We start from the raw sequence: 15912 nt of genomic DNA, 5'->3' as shown, positions 1-15912 counted from the left end.
CGGATTCATGTCGGACGGCAACCTTCGCGGCATCCTGCTTGTGCTCTATTCGATGGCGATCTTCGCCGTCGAGGATGCGCTGATGAAGCATCTGTCCGCCGCGATGCCGGTCGGGCAGCTTTTGATCATCATCGGGCTTGGCGGCATGGCGGCCTTCGCGGCGCTGGCCGGTCCGCACGGGCGCCGGGGCCTCTGGGCCGCGCTTCGCAACCGGCCGGTCTTCTGGCGCACGGCGGCAGAGGCGGTGTCGGCCATCACCTTCGTCACCGCCCTGTCGCTGATCCCTCTGTCGACCGTCGCGGCGGTCTTTCAGGCGACGCCTCTGGCCGTTACGGCGGGGGCAGCGCTCTTCCTCGGCGAAACCGTTGGCTGGCGGCGCTGGACGGCGGTCGCGGTCGGGTTCGCGGGGGTCCTGATGATCATCCGTCCGGGGCTGGAAGGCTTCCGGCCGGAAGCCGGGCTGGTGCTGATCACGGTCTTCTCGATCGCGCTGCGCGATCTGGTGACGCGCGCGATACCGGCGAGCCTGTCGTCGGCGGTCGTGTCGTTTCACGGCTTCCTCGGCGTCGTCGTGGCCGGGCTGGTCCTGATCGCGGCGGGCCAGCGCCCGGCGATGCCGGACGGTTCGGGCATGGCGCTTCTGGTCCTGACGCTTTTCTGCGCGACGACCGGATATCTGGCCATCGTCGCCTCGATGCGGGCGGCGGAAGCCTCGGCGCTGATGCCCTTCCGCTATGCGCGGCTGATCTTCTCGCTGGCGATCGGCGTTCTTTTCTTCGCCGAGCGGCCCGACGGGCTGACGCTTTGCGGCGCGGCGCTGATCCTTGCCGCTGCCTTCTACACCTATCTGCGCGAGCGGGCGCGAAAACAGGTTGCCGCCGCGGCCTGAGGGCCTTTTCCTTGCGCGGATGAGGGCGTAAAGGACGCGCGAGAGCATTTCCCCGCGAAAGGACCGGCCCATGAGCACGATCATCGACATCCATGCCCGCGAAATTCTCGACAGCCGGGGCAACCCGACGGTGGAAGTGGATGTGACGCTGGAGGATGGCACGCTTGGCCGTGCCGCCGTGCCCTCGGGCGCCTCGACCGGCGCGCATGAGGCGGTAGAGAAGCGCGACGGCGACAAGAAGCGGTTCCTCGGCAAGGGCGTCTTGGAGGCGGTCGCGGCGGTGAACGGCGAGATCGCGGAAAACCTCGTGGGCGAGGATGCGACCGAACAGGTGGCGATCGACCGGCTGATGATCGAACTGGACGGGACGGCGAACAAGGGCCGCCTGGGCGCCAATGCCATCCTCGGCGTGTCGCTGGCAGTTGCCAAGGCCGCCGCCGATTTCACCGCGCAGCCGCTCTATCGCTACGTCGGCGGCACTTCGGCCCGCGTCCTGCCGGTGCCTATGATGAACATCATCAACGGCGGCGAACATGCCGACAATCCGATCGACATCCAGGAATTCATGATCATGCCGGTCGGCGCGGAGAATATCCGCGAGGCGGTGCGGATGGGCTCGGAAGTCTTCCATACGCTGAAGAAGGAATTGTCGGCGGCGGGCCTGTCGACCGGCATCGGCGACGAGGGCGGCTTTGCCCCGAACCTGTCGTCCACCCGCGACGCGCTCGACTTCATCCTGAAGGCCATCGAGAAGGCGGGCTACAAACCCGGTGAGGACATGTACCTCGCGCTTGACTGCGCCTCGACCGAATATTTCAAGGGCGGCAAATACGAGATGAAGGGCGAGGGCAAGAGCCTGACCTCGGCCGAGAATGTCGAGTATCTGGCGGCGCTGTGCGGCGATTACCCGATCATCTCGATCGAGGATGGCTGCGCCGAGGATGACTGGGACGGCTGGAAGATGCTGACCGACAAGCTGGGCGGCAAGGTCCAGCTGGTGGGCGACGACCTTTTCGTCACCAACCCCAAGCGTCTGGCCGAGGGGATCAAGAAGGGCGTCGCCAATTCTATGCTGGTGAAAGTGAACCAGATCGGCACGCTGACCGAAACCTTGCAGGCGGTCGAGATGGCGCATCGCGCGCGCTATACCAACGTCATGTCGCACCGCTCGGGCGAGACCGAGGATGCGACGATTGCCGATCTGGCGGTCGCCACGAACTGCGGCCAGATCAAGACCGGCTCGCTTGCCCGGTCGGACCGGCTGGCGAAATACAACCAGCTGATCCGGATCGAGGAGATGCTGGGCGAGACGGCAGAGTTTGCCGGACGGTCGATCCTGAAGGGCTGAGGCCGGTGCTGCCTTTCGCCGATCTCCTCCTGATCGGCGGGGCGGCGTTTTTCGCGGCGCTTGTCGGCGGGGTGACCGGCTATGGGACCGGGCTTCTGCTGCCGCCGGTCCTCGTGCCGCTGATCGGGGCCGAGGCGGTGGTGCCGGTCATCGGCCTCTCGGCCCTTTTCACCAACGCAAGCCGCGTCGCGGCCTACCGGCCGGACCTTGATATCGACCGGCTGAGGCGGATCGCGCCGGTCGCGCTGCCCGCGACGCTTCTTGGTGCCTATGGCTTCACGCTTCTGTCCGGGCGGGGCGCGGCAATCCTGATCGGCGCGATGCTGATCCTTCTGGTGCCGCTCAGAACGCTCGCACGGCGGCGGGGGCTGGTTCTGACCGGGCGCGGGCTGACGGCGGCTTCGTTCGGATACGGCGTGGTGAATGGCGGCACGTCGGGGTCGGGGGTGATGCTTCTGACGCTCCTCATGGCGGCGGGGCTGACGGGGCCGCAGGTCATTGCCACGGATGCGGCGATTTCCTTCCTTCTGGGCATCAGCAAGTCGGGGATGTTCGCCGCGCGCGGCGCGCTTGATCTGCGCCTTGCAGGGCTCGCGCTGATGATCGGCGCGGCGGCGGTGCCCGCTACCTTCCTCGCCAGGCGGCTGGCCCATCTTCTGCCCGGGACATGGCATTTGCGCCTTCTCGATGGCGCGGTGCTTCTGGGCGGGTTCCTTCTGATCCTCAGAGCGGGCTGAGGAGCCTTGCGGGCCGGAAGGGCGCGAGGAGCGCATGGTTTCCCTGCCCTGTCAGTTCATCCGCGAGGCCCGAGGCGACGAGGGGCGCGAGCGTGACCCCGGAATGCAGGACGGCAAGCGCGAGGCCGGGACGCGCGGTGGCCGGGCCCACAGCGGGCAGGCCGTCGCCGGAGACCGGACGGTCGGCATGGAGGATGGCGGCGGGCCGGAAGTTCTGACCGGGCAAGAGACGGGCAAGGCTAGCGAGCGTGGCACGAGCGAGATCGCCCGGGCTTTCCGTCGCACGTTCGGTGCGGTCGGACTGATGGCTCGCCGAGGCAGGGGCGAGAATGGCGCCGAAAGCGTCTTGCCGCACCTCCTGATCGGGGCTGGCGAGGATATGGCCGAACAGCAGGGTAGGAACCTGGCTGGTCTGCGGCGATGGTATACGCCAGCCAAGGCCCTGCGCCAGGCGACGTCGATGAATGCGACAGTTCTCGACCTGTCCGGGCCACGCAAGCCCTATGCCGGTGCTTTGGGTCTGGTCCGGGCCGGGGCTTGCGCCGACTTGCTGCTGGTTGACGGCGACCCGACCGAAGATCTGTCGCTGGTTGCCAATGTGACCGCCCTGACGACATCAGTATGCAAAGGCGGTTCTGCGAGAATCCACACAGAAGAGCGAACACAGCAGCGGAGCAGCGTGTCGTATCCAGAACTTCACGGGGCGCATTTTTGCATCTTAGGTTGCAGAAGATAGTTAGAAATGCAACCGAGAAGAGAGATTGGTACTACCTTCTTATGGACGGGGGCATTGCATGGAAGACTTGCTGTTAGCCGCTGCGCCCGGACTGGGCCGCCATATTTTGGCCGAGTTCTGGGGCTGCGTGAATATCGAAAATCCCGAGAAAGTCGAGGACGCCATCGTCGATGCTTCCCGTTTGGCGGGTGCCACGGTTTTGGGCGTGAATGTCCATCATTTTGGCGAAGGGATGGGCGTGACCGGGGTGGTCATGCTCGCAGAATCCCATCTGTCCATCCACTCCTGGCCGGAAATCGGTTATGCGGCGATCGATGTGTTCGTCTGCGGCAAGGCAGACCCGCACAAGGCGATCGACCACCTTAGAAAGGCATTCCTGCCTAGCCGGGCCGAAGTCAGGGAGATTGCTCGGGGCGAGATGGCGCATGCCTAGAGAGGGCATCTCCGGCATCAACGAAATGCCGGACTGCACCTCGCTGTTTCTTCTTTCAAGCGAGCCTTCGCACCGACTGACACAAACTTAACCGAACACTTCCGGGGGGCGTCACTATGGCCGGCAAAAGTATTTCGATCCTGAAGGAACGACGGAGCGGGGAGAAGCGGGTCATCCTGCTTCCCGAGGCTGTTCGACAGTTTACCGCCAACGGCTATCGCGTTCTTGTCGAGCATGATGCCGGTCTTCTGGCGGGCTTCCCCGACGCTACCTACGCCGATGCTGGCGCGGAAATCGTCGACTGTGACGGTGCATGGACCGGCAGCGATGTGATCTTCAAATACAAGGCACCTGGGCCTGACGAATATCGGCGCTTCCGTCCCGGTATGCACCTTGCGAGCTTCATGCACGCCGAAGGGAACCTTTCACTGGTTGAGGCGATGCGGGCAAGCGGGATGTCGGCCTATGCGCTGGAATTTTTCCGCAACGACGCCGGGGAGTATCCGGTGCCTGTTTCCGACAACGAGATTTCCGGCAAGCTCGCGATCCTGCTGGCTGCCTATCATCTCCAGAGCCACATGGGCGGTAGTGGCACCTTGCTCGCAGATGTGCCGGGGGCGGCGCGGCCGAAGGTCGTTGTCATCGGATACGGGAATGCGGGCGGCGGTGCGGCACGGCTTGCCGCTGCGATGGGCGCCGACGTGACCGTCTTCGGAACGCGTTGGGAAGGGTTGCGCCGTTTCATGGCAGGAATGCCCGCCAATGTCCGATGCCTGCTCAACACGCCCGCCGCCCTTGAGGCAGCAGTGCTCGAGGCGGATGTGGTCGTCGGCGCTATTCTGATCTCGACCTACGACACTCCGGTCATGCTGAGCGACGATCTGGTTGCCAGGATGAAGCCCGGTTCGGTCATCGTTGATGTCACCTGCGGCTATGGCAAAGGCTACATGCCGAGCTTCACCAATCTGACCACCTATGACGCGCCGTTCTATGAGCGTCACGGTGTCCTGCACTGCAAGATCGACGCCATGCCGGCGTCGGTCCCGCTGACCGCGGCGAGAGCCACCAGCGCGAATGTCTGGCGCTACCTTCTCGGGTTGGCGCGCGCGGCCTGCGAGGGCCAAAAAGACACCACATCGAAGAATGGCTGTGTCGTTTCCGGGGGCAGTATCGTTCATCCGGAAGTGCTGCGCCATGTCGCCATGATGGAAGGTGGTCTGGCGGATGCCGTATAGTGATCGCGCCAAAGTCTATGAGGTCGAGTATGTCGAGGAACGGGACTTCGCGTTTGTCGACACGCTCCTCGGCGCTGGCGGGCTCAGGGTGCTTGAAGTGCCTTGCGGGGCCGGTCGCTTGTCGGGAAGGATTGCGCGAAAAGCCGCGGAACTGACTTTGGTGGACCTGGAGCCTGCGATGGTCGCAAAGGCGGCCGTCGCGGCAAGAGCATCAAATGGCTCTATCCACATCCACACCGAAGTCCAGAACATGCGGACACTCGACCTTGGCAGAAGTGTCGACCTGGCGATCATCCCGCGCGAAGCGCTCCAGCTTCTGCCACCATCTGAAGGAATGGAGGCCCTTGCAGCAGTTTCGGCGCATTTGGTCGAGGGTGGATTGCTGTTCGTTGATGTCGCGACATTTCGCGCCGGGCCAGGACCAGCCGCGGCTGATCCCGACTATTTCAATGCGTCCCGTGAAGATGATGCCTGGGGCGTGGATTGGACCCGAGACCTGCCTGATGGCTCCAGGTTGACCCGTCAGTCGGCGCAGCGCCAGGATGACGCATCAATCCTGCTGCGGCTCGCCTATGAAATTAAAGACAAACTTCATGGGGTGGAGAGCTGGCGCTCGGAAATGCGCCTCTATCGCTACGACCCCGGCTGGTTCGGCCCGGCCACTCCCGATGGGATGACGCTTGAATCTGTCTGTGGCGACTATGATGGCTCGCCAGTTTCAGATCTATCGCCACGCCTGCTCGCAATGTATCGGAAATCAAACTCGCTTTCGTAATGGGAAACACCATGTCATCAGGCAGCCGCAAAAGCGTTGAGACGACGCTGCTTTTCACCGCCTTCATCGCCGCTACATACGGCTTCGGGATGTATCTGTTCCCGGCGATGGTCGAATCTGTTCGCCTCGACATTCCATTTTCCTACGGAACGATGGGGACGATCTCCGGCTTCGTTCAGGCAGGCTTCATGATCTGCGCCCTGCTCGCAGGCTTTCTGACCGTGCGGTTCGGTGCGATGCCGATGATCCTGGGTTCGATCTCGCTTTGTGCGATAGGTCTTCTTGGGCTGGCTGTTGCGCCCAACATCATCGCGATGGCGATCTGCCTGACGGTCCTCGGCGGTGCCGCCGCGGCGATCTGGGTTCCGATGGTCGAAGTCGCAAGAGACCACATCTCGAAGGAACATCAGGGCAAGGCACTTGGTCTCATGTCGTCGGGGACCAGCTATGGGGTGTTCATCAACAGCTTCCTTCTGACTACCCTATTGCCGCAACAGGGATGGCGGTCTCTCTGGCTGGCGACGGGCGTTCTTGTGGGATTGCTCGCCCTGGTTGCAATGTTGCGTCTGCGGAGTGCGAAGGGCGAAACGGCCAAGGACGCCTTGACGGAACGCGTATCCGTGGCCTCCCGCGTGAAGGCGCTGCCCAAGGCGCTGACCGCCGCGATCCTGTTCATGATGTTCCTGAACGGGCTTTCCTGCATGCCCTACCAGACCTATCTCTCTGCATTCCTTCAAGCCGAAGCGGGATATTCTGCCGAGACAGCCGCCCATATGTGGCGCATCATCGGCGTTGTCGGGATGGTGAGCGGTTTTGCCGTTGGCTGGCTCGCGGATCGGATCACGGTCCGGATCGCGATGATCCTCACCTATGCGGTACTCGCTGGTTCCTGTGCGCTTCTCCTCAACGCGACAGGAGGGGCCAGCTATGAATTTCTCTACATCGCTGCGGTGACGTTCGGGATCACATTCTATGCAATCTTCGGCTTGGTTCCGGCCTATATCAGCCATGTCTTCGGGCAGGGCAGCGCGGCTTTGGTTTTCGCTTTCGGGAATATTGCGCTCGGCCTGGGCGGGATCGTAGGGAATATTCTGGGCGGCGCGCTCAAGGTATCATCGGGATCGTTCGAGCCGATCTACATGGTCATGCTGGGCGCGGCGGTCGCCTCGGCCGTGCTGAGTATGTTAATGCCGAGCGAGCAGCGCGCTTTCGGCGAAGCGGTCCCCGCCAATGGCTGAGGGCCGGGTTGAAGCAATCGGCGGGTGGCTGAAGGAAAAAGACGGTAGCCTTGACCGTTCGTACCGTCGCTTGGACGATATTCCCACGACATCTTTCAGCGCAGACCATATCGCCTATTTTGAGGACTATCGGCAGCGATATTTCAACGAATGCCTAATCCCCGGACAGGGGGTGGAGGAGATATTGCAAGCCCTCAAGGAACTGGGAGGAACGCCCAGGAACTGGATTGACCTAGGAGCTGGTGTCACAACTCTATTCTGGGCGACAGGTGTCAACGCGCCACAAGCTGTTGCTGCCTGCGATCTGGTGCCGGAGGCATTGCACGTCCTGTCTCTGTTCAAGGATGGATCGGAATTGCCGCAATGCTACAAGGATGGGCTGGAGATCACGGGAAAGACGGAAGACGATTTAAGCGCGATCCGATCTCTGAAATGGGACTTCCACGTCATGGATTGCCTAAAACCATGGGCTCTGCCAGAGGGAAGGTCAGGTTTCGACCTGATTACGGCCATTGGCTGTTTCGGCCTGGCAGCGGACTCCCACAGATATGAAGAAGCCTTCTTGGCCGCAGCAGCAAGGCTTGAGCCAGGCGGCAGGTTGGTCGGTGCCGACTGGATCCGCAGCGCAGCCTTCATCGAGAAGGAAGAGCATGACAACCGCTATCTCGGATGCGAGCTGTCCGAGAGGTGCGCCCAACGAGCGGGCCTTGCCAAGCTCTCGTGCCAGACTGTCGGCATCGCGAGCGATCCGTATTACGATGCCTTGATCGTGTGGGCTTTTTCTCGCGATGCGTGAAGAAACAATGCAGCCTCTGCCACAAAAGGACCGCCGGCTTTGCAATCTCTCGCCAGTTGACTCACTTCAACTGGATCAGATCGAGCGTGGTACCGACCGGATTCTTGAGGAAGTCGGCCTCCGGTTTGAAGGTGATCCTGAAACGCTGGACATGTGGCGGTCACAGGGCATGTCGGTCAAAGAGGATCGCGTTTTCCTCGACGGTGCCTGGCTGCGTTCCGTGATCCGTGCCTCGGCGCCGAAATCCTTCAGGCTTCGCGCCAGAAACCCGGTTCATGACACGATCATCGGCGAGCATGCTCCGCAAGTCTTCGCGCCGATCTACGGGGCACCGAACCTTCAGTATGCCGATGGCCGGCGCAGCATGGGCGCGCTGCGCGACTACAGGGAGCTGGTTGCTCTTGCGCACCAATCTCCTGCCTTGTCGAACACCGGGCACATGATCTGCGTGTTGAACGAGCTGCCCGAACCGGAGAGGCCGATACAAATGGCCCTCGCGCACCTGGAGTGCTCTGACAAGCCCTTCATGGGCAGCGTTGCATCGTCCGAGGCGGCTGAAGCGGTTATCGACATGGCGAGCCTGGCGATCGATCGGGGGAGTAGCGAGGGCGAATGCGATCTATTGCACTTGATCAATGCAACGCCGCCCCTAACATACAAGGCGAACCCGCTGAAATGCCTCAGAGCTATCGCCAAGCGCCGTCAGGGGCTGATGGTGACATCCTACATGATGATGGGGGCGACAGCGCCGACAACGGTTGCAGGGGCCCTGATCCAGGGCTACGCGGAGACGCTTGCAGGACTGGCTTTGTCGCAGCTCTGGCACCCGGGAACCCCGGTCGTTTTCGGTCTCTTCGCTATCCCATTCTCCATGCGGACCATGGTGCCCGTCTTCGGCGATCCGGTGTCGGATCTCGTGCAGATCTATTCGGTACAACTGGCAAGACGGCTCGGCATCCCCGCGCGTGGCGACGGTGGAGTGACATCAGCGAACATCGACGACGCGCAAGCCGGCTACGAGGGTGGCCGCGCAACATCGATAGCAATAGCTGCCGGCGCTGACTTCATCCTCCATGCTGCCGGATGGCTTGAACAGGGCCGATGCGTATCGTTTGGCAAGTTCGAGCGTGACGAGAGGGCTCTCCGCGAGATGTGCGGACGGGGGACCGAACCCGTCGCACCGCCCAAACCTCTGGATGTCGACGTGGCGGCCGCCCTGCGCCGGAGAGTTGCGGTATGAGAGGGCGGATCGAGGGGCAGCTCACCCATCATGGATCAGCTCTATCTCGGCACCGATACCGGCGGGAGATATACGGATGCCGTTCTCTGGTGCGAAGACCATGGCCTTGTGGCAAAGGCGAAAGCTCTGACGACGAGATACGACCTTTCGGTCGGTATTTCCGAAGCGGCTGGGCGGACCAGCCGACCACGCGTCGCGAGAACAGATCGATCACGACCGAAAGATACAACCAGCTCTCCTGGGTCTTGATGTAGGTGATGTCGGTCACCCAGCCCCTGTCGGGCGCATCGACCTCAAACTGCCGGTCCAGGGTGTTGTTCACGAGGACGGCGGGCTTACCGCCATAGCGGCCGGGACGGCGCTTGTAGCCAACCTGCGCGGCTATCCCGGCCATTGATGCCAGCCGTGCCACCCGGTTCTCCGAAACGTGCTCGCCTTGGTCACGCAGATCGTCGGCGAGCTTGCGGTAGCCGTAGGGGGCAAAGCGTCTACAAATCTAGGGGCACCTCAAAGTTCCGGGTGGCGCCCGGGTGCGACGGGGCGTAGGACGCCGACATGACCGAGACGAATGCAAGCCGACAGCCCATGGCTCAGAACGAGGATTCGCTGCGCGGCTTCTTGTTCGCGCTGGCCGCCTATGTGCTCTGGGGCTTCCTGCCCCTGTACATGAAGGCGATGGCCCATATCCCGACGCTGGAGGTTCTGGCGCATCGGGTGATCTGGTCGGTGCCGGTGGCGCTCCTGATCCTTCTCTGGCTTGGCCGGACGGCGGATCTGACGGCGGCGCTAAAGACCCCGAGGATGCTTGGCATGGCGGCGGTAACGGCGGGGTTCATTTCGATCAACTGGGGCATCTATGTCTGGGCGGTCCAAAGCGGGCATGCGCTGGACGCCGCCCTTGGCTATTACATCAACCCCTTGTTCAGCGTCTTCCTGGGTGCCGTCCTTCTGGGCGAGCGGCTGGACGGGATGCAGAAACTCGCGATCCTTCTGGCCACACTGGCAGTCGGCGTCCTGACCTGGGAAGCCGGGCGGCTGCCTCTGGTGGCGCTCAGCCTGACGCTGACCTGGGGGATCTATGCCTATTTCAAGAAATCGCTGCCGATCGGCCCCAACCAGGGTTTCGCGCTTGAGGTGATCCTGCTTCTGCCCTTGGCGCTTGGCTATTTGGCCTGGCGGGCGGCGACCGGCGCGCCGGTGGCTTTCGGCGGCGCCTGGACCGATACGGCGCTTCTGGCGGGCTGCGGGCTCGTCACCGCCGTGCCGCTGATGGTCTATGCCAACGGCGCGAAACTCTTGAGGCTCTCGACCATCGGCATCATGCAATATATCGCGCCGACGATGATCTTCCTGACCGCCGTCTTCCTCTTCGGCGAGCCGTTCGGGCGGGGCAAGGCCATCGCTTTCCCGATGATCTGGGCGGCCTTGGCGATCTATTCGATGGCACTGATCCGGCAGGCGGGCGTCAGGCGGGCACGGTCGGGCGGCTGACCTGGCCGCCGCCAACCGCCATGCGGGCGCCGGTGGTTTCCGGGCAGGAGGTCGGCAGGCCGTTCAGAACCCGGACCGCGAGATAGGCGAAGGCCTGCGCTTCCAGCATGTCGCCATTGAGACCCGCCGCCTCGACCGGCTTGACCGGACAGGGAAGCCGGTCGGCCAGCATCTTCATCAGTGTTCTGTTATGCCGCCCGCCGCCTGAGACGAGGACCGCCTCGGGCGGGCTTGGAAATTGGGAGAAGCCTGCCGCCACGGCGGCGGCGGCGCAGGCCGTGAGGGTGGCGACGGCGTTCGGGATGGTGCGGGTGCGAACCGATTTCAGGAGCGTGTGAAAATCGTTCCGGTCGAGCGATTTCGGCGGGACTTTCAGGAAATAGGGATGGGTTAGGAAGGTGCGGACGATGCGGGCATCGACCCTGCCCTTCGCCGCAAGCGCGCCCGCCTCGTCGCGTTCCTTTCCGAGCCGCAGGCGCATGTAGTCGTTGATCGGCGCATTGGCGGGGCCGGTGTCGAAGGCGACGCAGGCGCCCGGCTTGTCGGGGTCGGGGATGGACGGATCAACCCAGGTCACGTTGCCGACGCCGCCGAGGTTGAGAAAGACCACAGGCCTTTCAGCGCCGGTGAGGCGGGCGAGCGCATGGTGGAAGAAGGGCGCAAGCGGCGCGCCCTGCCCGCCCAGGCCCACGTCGGCCGAGCGGAAATCCCAGACGACCGGCAAGCCCAAAGCCTCGGCCAGCAGCGCGCCTTCGCCTGCCTGATGGGTGCCGCGCCGGGCCGGGTCATGGGCGAGCGTCTGGCCGTGGAATCCCACGAGATCGGCACCGGTGAAACGTGCGAGAAGCTCCGCATGCGCGGTTTCAACCACTTCCGCCGCCTCGGCCACCCCCGGCTCGCCCGGCCAGCGGCCGAGGGCGGCGCGCAGGGTCGCGCGTTCGGCGTCGGTATAGGGACGGTAGGCGGTCGTGCCGAACTCGAATATCTCGTGCCCGTCGGTCCGGATCATGGCCGCATCGACCCCGTCGAGCGAGGTCCCGGACATGGTGCCCAAGGCCCAGAGTGCCTGCCCCTTCATCATCCCTTTCCTCGCGCCCAAGGCGCCGATATACCGCCACTGTCAACAGAATGGACGATAGGACGATGACCTACCACCCGAAATCGGATTTCATGCGCGTGATGATCGAGCGCGGCTTCCTGGCCGATTGCACCGATTATCAGGGGCTGGACGAGGCTTTGGTGAAGGGGGTCGTGCCGGCCTATATCGGCTTTGACGCGACGGCGAAGTCGCTGCATGTCGGATCGCTCATCCAGATCATGATGCTGCGGTGGTTGCAGAAGACCGGGCACAAGCCGCTGGTCCTGATGGGCGGCGGCACGACGAAGGTGGGCGATCCGTCCTTCCGTGCGGAGGAGCGGCCCCTGCTGACGCCCGCGCAGATCGACGACAATATCGCCGGGATCAAGCGGGTGTTTTCGGCCTATGTCACCTTCGGCGACAAGCCCGGCGACGCCTTGATGCTGAACAATGCCGAATGGCTGGACAGTCTGAACTACCTAGATTTCCTACGCGATATCGGGCGGCATTTCTCGGTCAACCGGATGCTGTCGTTCGAAAGCGTGAAATCGCGGCTGGATCGCGAACAATCGCTCTCGTTCCTCGAATTCAACTACATGATCCTGCAGGCCTATGACTTTCTGGAGCTGAACCGGCGCTATGGCTGCCTGTTGCAGATGGGCGGGTCCGACCAGTGGGGCAATATCGTCAACGGGATCGACCTGACGCGGCGGGTGCTCGACCGGGAAATCTATGGCCTGACCTCGCATCTTCTGACCACCTCGGACGGCAAGAAGATGGGCAAGTCACAGTCGGGCGCGGTCTGGCTGAACGCCGACATGTTCAGCCCCTACGCGTTCTGGCAGTACTGGCGGAACACGACCGATGCGGACGTGGGCCGTTTCCTGAAGCTGTACACCGAGCTGCCCGTCGAGGAGTGCGACCGGCTGGGAGCGCTTGGCGGGTCGGAGATCAATGCGGCGAAGATCGTGCTGGCCAATGAGGTGACGACGCTTGCCCATGGGCCGGAAGCGGCGGCGGCGGCGGAAGCGACCGCGCGCGAGGTGTTCGAGAAGGGCGGCGTGGGCGATGACCTGCCGACCTTGCGTGTCAGTGCCGAGGAGGCGGCGGAAGGTCTGGGCATCGTCCAGCTGTTCGTACGGACCGGCCTTGCCGCCTCGGGCAAGGATGCCAAACGCCTGATCCAGGAAGGCGGCGCGCGGCTGAACGACGAGCCGGTGACGGATGCGGGGCTCAGGCTCGGCGCGAGCCATCTGGCCGGGCCCCTGAAGCTGACGGCGGGCAAGAAACGCCATGCTTTGGTGGTGATGGACTGAGATGATGAGACGGATTTTCGCGATTCTGCTTGCGCTGACCGTGCCTGTCCCGTGTCTCGCGGATTTCCCGCTGTCACCGGAAACGCAACTTGCTATCAGCCGCGCGCCCTTCAACTCGAACGAAGTCTACACGGGCGGGAGTTTCATTTTCGTCATCGACGAGGACGTGAAGTTCAAGGGCAAGGTACGCTACAAGCACGGTATGGCCTTTGATGCCGAAGGGAACCCGCTGAGCGACGACAGTGCGGTGCAGGCTGCGCTTCGCAACATTCAGGCGCGATCAGGCTGCAAGCTGGCGGAAAGCACTTACATTCCCGCAAAATCGCTTGCTTTCGTCCTGGAATGCCGTCCCGGCGGCTGATCGCCGACGTCACCGCCCGAGCATCCATTCCCCCTGCGGGTGGAAGGCGTGAAAGGCAAAGGCGAAGGGCAGGTCGTGGACGAGGTCGCGCCCGGTCGCGGGATCGGTGACCCGCACGCTGCCCACGTCGCGGCCCTTGCCGATTGCCTTCTCGTCAAGCGCCGAGGCCTGGCCGCCGGTCCAGGACAAGGTCACGCCGGCCTCGGTCAGGGTCCCGGCGGCCACCACCCGTTCCATCGGCCAGGCGCGATTGCCCACCCGCACCACGCGGGCAAGGGGCGCGATACCGTGCGGCGGGTCGTCGCCGGTATAAAGGAAGGGCCGCGCTGCGCTGTCATAGCCCACGTAAGGGTTGCTGCCATAGGCACGCGGCCAGTCGGGTTCATCCATCACCAGCCCGTCGGGATGGGCGCGGCGAAAATCGCCCCAGCTTTCCATGCGGGCGGGCAGTTGCGTGAGGCGCTTGCCCGCCATCTGCCCGGCGATCCCCTCGCCCAGCGCCTGTTGCCACCAGCTTTCGGTCTCGCGGTCGTACATGATCATGTCGGAATGCCGCAAAAGGCCCGAGACGCCAAAACTGTAGGTCCGCCCACCAAGGCGGCGGTCGAAGATCATGCCGGTATTGCAGAGCGGACAGAAGGTGACGGCGACGGGCATATCGCCCACCCGGTCATTCACGATTTCATGCCAGATCAGATAGCGGATGGGCCAGGCCCGCGGCGCATCGCCGGGATGCGTGAGGGTCATCACCGGCTCCGCCTCGGTCAGGCGCGTCTCGTCTGCAACCGCGATCATCTGCGGTGCGTCGATCGCCGGAATGCCGTCCTTGGGCGGACCGCCGGAGAGGACCTCGTCAAGATCGATGGTCGTCCGGCTGAAATCGGTCGCGGGCCAGAGCGCGCGCCAGCGTGCTTCGTCACCTGCGGCGGGCGGTGCCGTCAGGATTGGCGCGAGCGCCAAACAGAGGACAAATGAGAAGCGGATCATCGGCGGCCTTCCTCCGTCAGTCAGACTGCCGGAAGAGGTGCCCGGAGGCCAACCAAAAGGCCGCCGATCACCGGATTATGAACGGGCCTACTCGGTGACCGAGACCCGCGCCATCACGTCGGGCGCGTCGGTGACCGCGCCGCCGAGGTTGACCTCGCCGCGCTTGATCTTGTCGACGACCTCCATCCCCGAGATCACATGGCCGATCACGGTATAGTCGCCGTTCAGATGCGGGGCCGGGCCGAACATGATGAAGAACTGGGAGTTGGCGCTGTCGGGCGAATTCGTCCGCGCCATGCCGACGATGCCGCGTTCGAACGGCACCTTCGAGAATTCCGCCGGCAGATCGGGCAACTCGGAATTGCCCATGCCCGCCTGCGAAATGTCGCCGCCGGAACGGCCATATTGCACATCGCCGGTCTGGGCCATGAAGCCGTCGATCACCCGGTGGAAGACGACGCCGTTGTAAAACCCGCCCTTCGCGAGTTCGACCACCTGGGCGACGTTGCGGGGCGCAAGCTCGGGCTGGAGGTCGATCACGACCGTGCCGTTCGCCTGCCCCGCCACCTCGATCACCAGGTTCGGCCCTGGTCCGTCGACATCGCTGACCGAGCTTTGCGAGAGTTGCCCGAAGAGCCACCAGGCGGCGACGATGGAGGCGAGCGCCGCCGCCCCGCCGGTCAGGAAGATACGGTCAGACATCCGCCGCCACCTTGACCGAGACCATGCGGTCGGGGTTCGCGGGCGGCTCGCCGCGCGTGATCTTGTCGACATGTTCCATGCCCGAGATCACCCGGCCATAGACAGTATACTGGCCATTCAAGAAGTGATTGTCCTTGAAGTTGATGAAGAACTGGCTGTTGGCCGAGTTGGGGTTCATCGAGCGCGCGGCGCCGAGCGTGCCGCGATCATGGGGAAGCTTGGAAAATTCCGCCGGAAGGTCGGGCAGGTCCGAGCCGCCGGTTCCGGCGCGGCCGGGGTTCCAGCCCGCCTCCATATTGGCATGCTGCACGTCGCCGGTCTGGGCCATGAACCCGTCGATCACCCGGTGGAAGGCCACATTGTCATACTTGCCCGCGCGGGCGAGGTCTTTCATCCGTTCGGCATGCTTCGGCGCCACATCCTTCAGCAGCTCGATGACGACGGGGCCGTCCTTCAGCGTGATGATGATCGTGTTCTCGGGATCCTTGATGTCGGCCATGATCGCCTCCTTAATTCGTTCGCGCGGGAACCTAGGGCTTGACGGCGGGCA

Annotated in this window: 18 protein-coding genes and 1 pseudogene; 13 read left to right on the top strand and 6 right to left on the bottom strand. The window is 63.6% G+C overall.

Annotated features, from left to right (window positions below; translation table 11 throughout):
- Positions 1 to 7 precede the first annotated feature (7 nt).
- The 3 genes from P0645_RS08710 (at position 8) to P0645_RS08700 (ending at position 2974) form a co-directional block, all read left to right on the top strand.
- Entirely contained in the window at positions 8 to 889 is an 882-nt protein-coding gene (locus tag P0645_RS08710; RefSeq protein WP_284164186.1) for a DMT family transporter, read from the top strand.
- 70 nt (positions 890 to 959) lie between these two features.
- Complete coding sequence (eno, locus tag P0645_RS08705) at positions 960 to 2237, top strand: phosphopyruvate hydratase (RefSeq protein WP_284164185.1); 1278 nt, start codon at positions 960 to 962, stop codon at positions 2235 to 2237.
- A 5-nt stretch (positions 2238 to 2242) separates the two neighbouring features.
- Positions 2243 to 2974 carry a sulfite exporter TauE/SafE family protein gene (locus tag P0645_RS08700; protein ID WP_284164184.1) on the top strand — a complete coding sequence of 244 codons (732 nt, stop codon included), beginning with the start codon at positions 2243 to 2245 and terminating at the stop codon, positions 2972 to 2974.
- Here the strand turns inward: P0645_RS08700 and P0645_RS08695 are convergent.
- Positions 2961 to 3329, bottom strand: a complete 369-nt coding sequence (locus tag P0645_RS08695; protein ID WP_284164183.1) for an FAD-binding oxidoreductase/lyase — start codon at positions 3327 to 3329, stop codon at positions 2961 to 2963. The two genes, P0645_RS08700 and P0645_RS08695, sit on opposite strands and share 14 nt — an antisense overlap.
- A gap of 439 nt (positions 3330 to 3768) precedes the next feature.
- On the opposite strand from P0645_RS08695, the gene speD reads away from it, so the two are divergent.
- From speD to P0645_RS19295, 7 genes are all read left to right on the top strand, one after another.
- The gene (gene speD / locus P0645_RS08690; RefSeq protein WP_284164182.1) at positions 3769 to 4143 is read left to right on the top strand and encodes an adenosylmethionine decarboxylase; all 375 of its coding nucleotides are present in this window, start codon (positions 3769 to 3771) and stop codon (positions 4141 to 4143) included.
- 116 nt (positions 4144 to 4259) lie between these two features.
- Positions 4260 to 5378 carry a Rossmann-fold NAD(P)-binding domain-containing protein gene (locus P0645_RS08685; protein ID WP_284164181.1) on the top strand — a complete coding sequence of 373 codons (1119 nt, stop codon included), beginning with the start codon at positions 4260 to 4262 and terminating at the stop codon, positions 5376 to 5378.
- The gene (locus tag P0645_RS08680; RefSeq protein WP_284164180.1) at positions 5368 to 6153 is read left to right on the top strand and encodes a class I SAM-dependent methyltransferase; all 786 of its coding nucleotides are present in this window, start codon (positions 5368 to 5370) and stop codon (positions 6151 to 6153) included. The genes P0645_RS08685 and P0645_RS08680 overlap by 11 nt, the downstream gene beginning before the upstream one ends.
- Before the next feature lie 11 nt (positions 6154 to 6164).
- Positions 6165 to 7391: an MFS transporter gene (locus tag P0645_RS08675; protein WP_284164179.1), complete on the top strand. Its 1227-nt coding sequence runs from the start codon at positions 6165 to 6167 to the stop codon at positions 7389 to 7391.
- On the top strand, positions 7384 to 8187 hold the full coding sequence (locus P0645_RS08670) for a class I SAM-dependent methyltransferase (protein ID WP_284164178.1): 804 nt from the start codon (positions 7384 to 7386) through the stop codon (positions 8185 to 8187). Before P0645_RS08675 ends, P0645_RS08670 begins: the two co-directional genes overlap by 8 nt.
- On the top strand, positions 8180 to 9427 hold the full coding sequence (locus P0645_RS08665; protein ID WP_284164177.1) for a trimethylamine methyltransferase family protein: 1248 nt from the start codon (positions 8180 to 8182) through the stop codon (positions 9425 to 9427). Before P0645_RS08670 ends, P0645_RS08665 begins: the two co-directional genes overlap by 8 nt.
- A gap of 30 nt (positions 9428 to 9457) precedes the next feature.
- Positions 9458 to 9676, top strand: a complete 219-nt coding sequence (locus P0645_RS19295; protein WP_349775074.1) for a hydantoinase/oxoprolinase N-terminal domain-containing protein — start codon at positions 9458 to 9460, stop codon at positions 9674 to 9676.
- Here the strand turns inward: P0645_RS19295 and P0645_RS08655 are convergent.
- Positions 9603 to 9902, bottom strand: a pseudogene (locus tag P0645_RS08655) (DDE-type integrase/transposase/recombinase); the annotation flags it as partial. The gene P0645_RS19295 and the pseudogene P0645_RS08655 sit on opposite strands and share 74 nt — an antisense overlap.
- 80 nt (positions 9903 to 9982) lie before the next feature.
- Between P0645_RS08655 and rarD the strand changes: the two are divergent.
- Positions 9983 to 10918 carry an EamA family transporter RarD gene (gene rarD, locus P0645_RS08650; protein WP_284164176.1) on the top strand — a complete coding sequence of 312 codons (936 nt, stop codon included), beginning with the start codon at positions 9983 to 9985 and terminating at the stop codon, positions 10916 to 10918.
- On the opposite strand, the gene P0645_RS08645 is transcribed toward rarD, so the two are convergent.
- Entirely contained in the window at positions 10893 to 11999 is a 1107-nt protein-coding gene (locus tag P0645_RS08645; RefSeq protein WP_284164175.1) for an anhydro-N-acetylmuramic acid kinase, read from the bottom strand. The two genes, rarD and P0645_RS08645, sit on opposite strands and share 26 nt — an antisense overlap.
- Before the next feature lie 62 nt (positions 12000 to 12061).
- On the opposite strand from P0645_RS08645, the gene tyrS reads away from it, so the two are divergent.
- Positions 12062 to 13312, top strand: a complete 1251-nt coding sequence (gene tyrS / locus P0645_RS08640) for a tyrosine--tRNA ligase (protein WP_284164174.1) — start codon at positions 12062 to 12064, stop codon at positions 13310 to 13312.
- 4 nt (positions 13313 to 13316) lie between these two features.
- Positions 13317 to 13673, top strand: a complete 357-nt coding sequence (locus P0645_RS08635; RefSeq protein ID WP_284164173.1) for a hypothetical protein — start codon at positions 13317 to 13319, stop codon at positions 13671 to 13673.
- A gap of 9 nt (positions 13674 to 13682) precedes the next feature.
- Here P0645_RS08635 and P0645_RS08630 read toward each other — a convergent pair whose 3' ends face one another.
- The 3 genes from P0645_RS08630 to P0645_RS08620 form a co-directional block, all read right to left on the bottom strand.
- Positions 13683 to 14660, bottom strand: a complete 978-nt coding sequence (locus tag P0645_RS08630; protein WP_284164172.1) for a DUF3179 domain-containing protein — start codon at positions 14658 to 14660, stop codon at positions 13683 to 13685.
- An 87-nt stretch (positions 14661 to 14747) separates the two neighbouring features.
- The gene (locus P0645_RS08625; RefSeq protein WP_284164171.1) at positions 14748 to 15362 is read right to left on the bottom strand and encodes a peptidylprolyl isomerase; all 615 of its coding nucleotides are present in this window, start codon (positions 15360 to 15362) and stop codon (positions 14748 to 14750) included.
- The gene (locus P0645_RS08620) at positions 15355 to 15861 is read right to left on the bottom strand and encodes a peptidylprolyl isomerase (protein ID WP_284164170.1); all 507 of its coding nucleotides are present in this window, start codon (positions 15859 to 15861) and stop codon (positions 15355 to 15357) included. Before P0645_RS08620 ends, P0645_RS08625 begins: the two co-directional genes overlap by 8 nt.
- Between the last annotated feature and the right edge of the window lie 51 nt (positions 15862 to 15912).

Origin of the sequence: Frigidibacter sp. SD6-1 (assembly GCF_030143255.1) — a bacterium.
Lineage (GTDB): Bacteria > Pseudomonadota > Alphaproteobacteria > Rhodobacterales > Rhodobacteraceae > TMP-24.
This window is presented reverse-complemented; position numbering and strand designations above follow the sequence as displayed.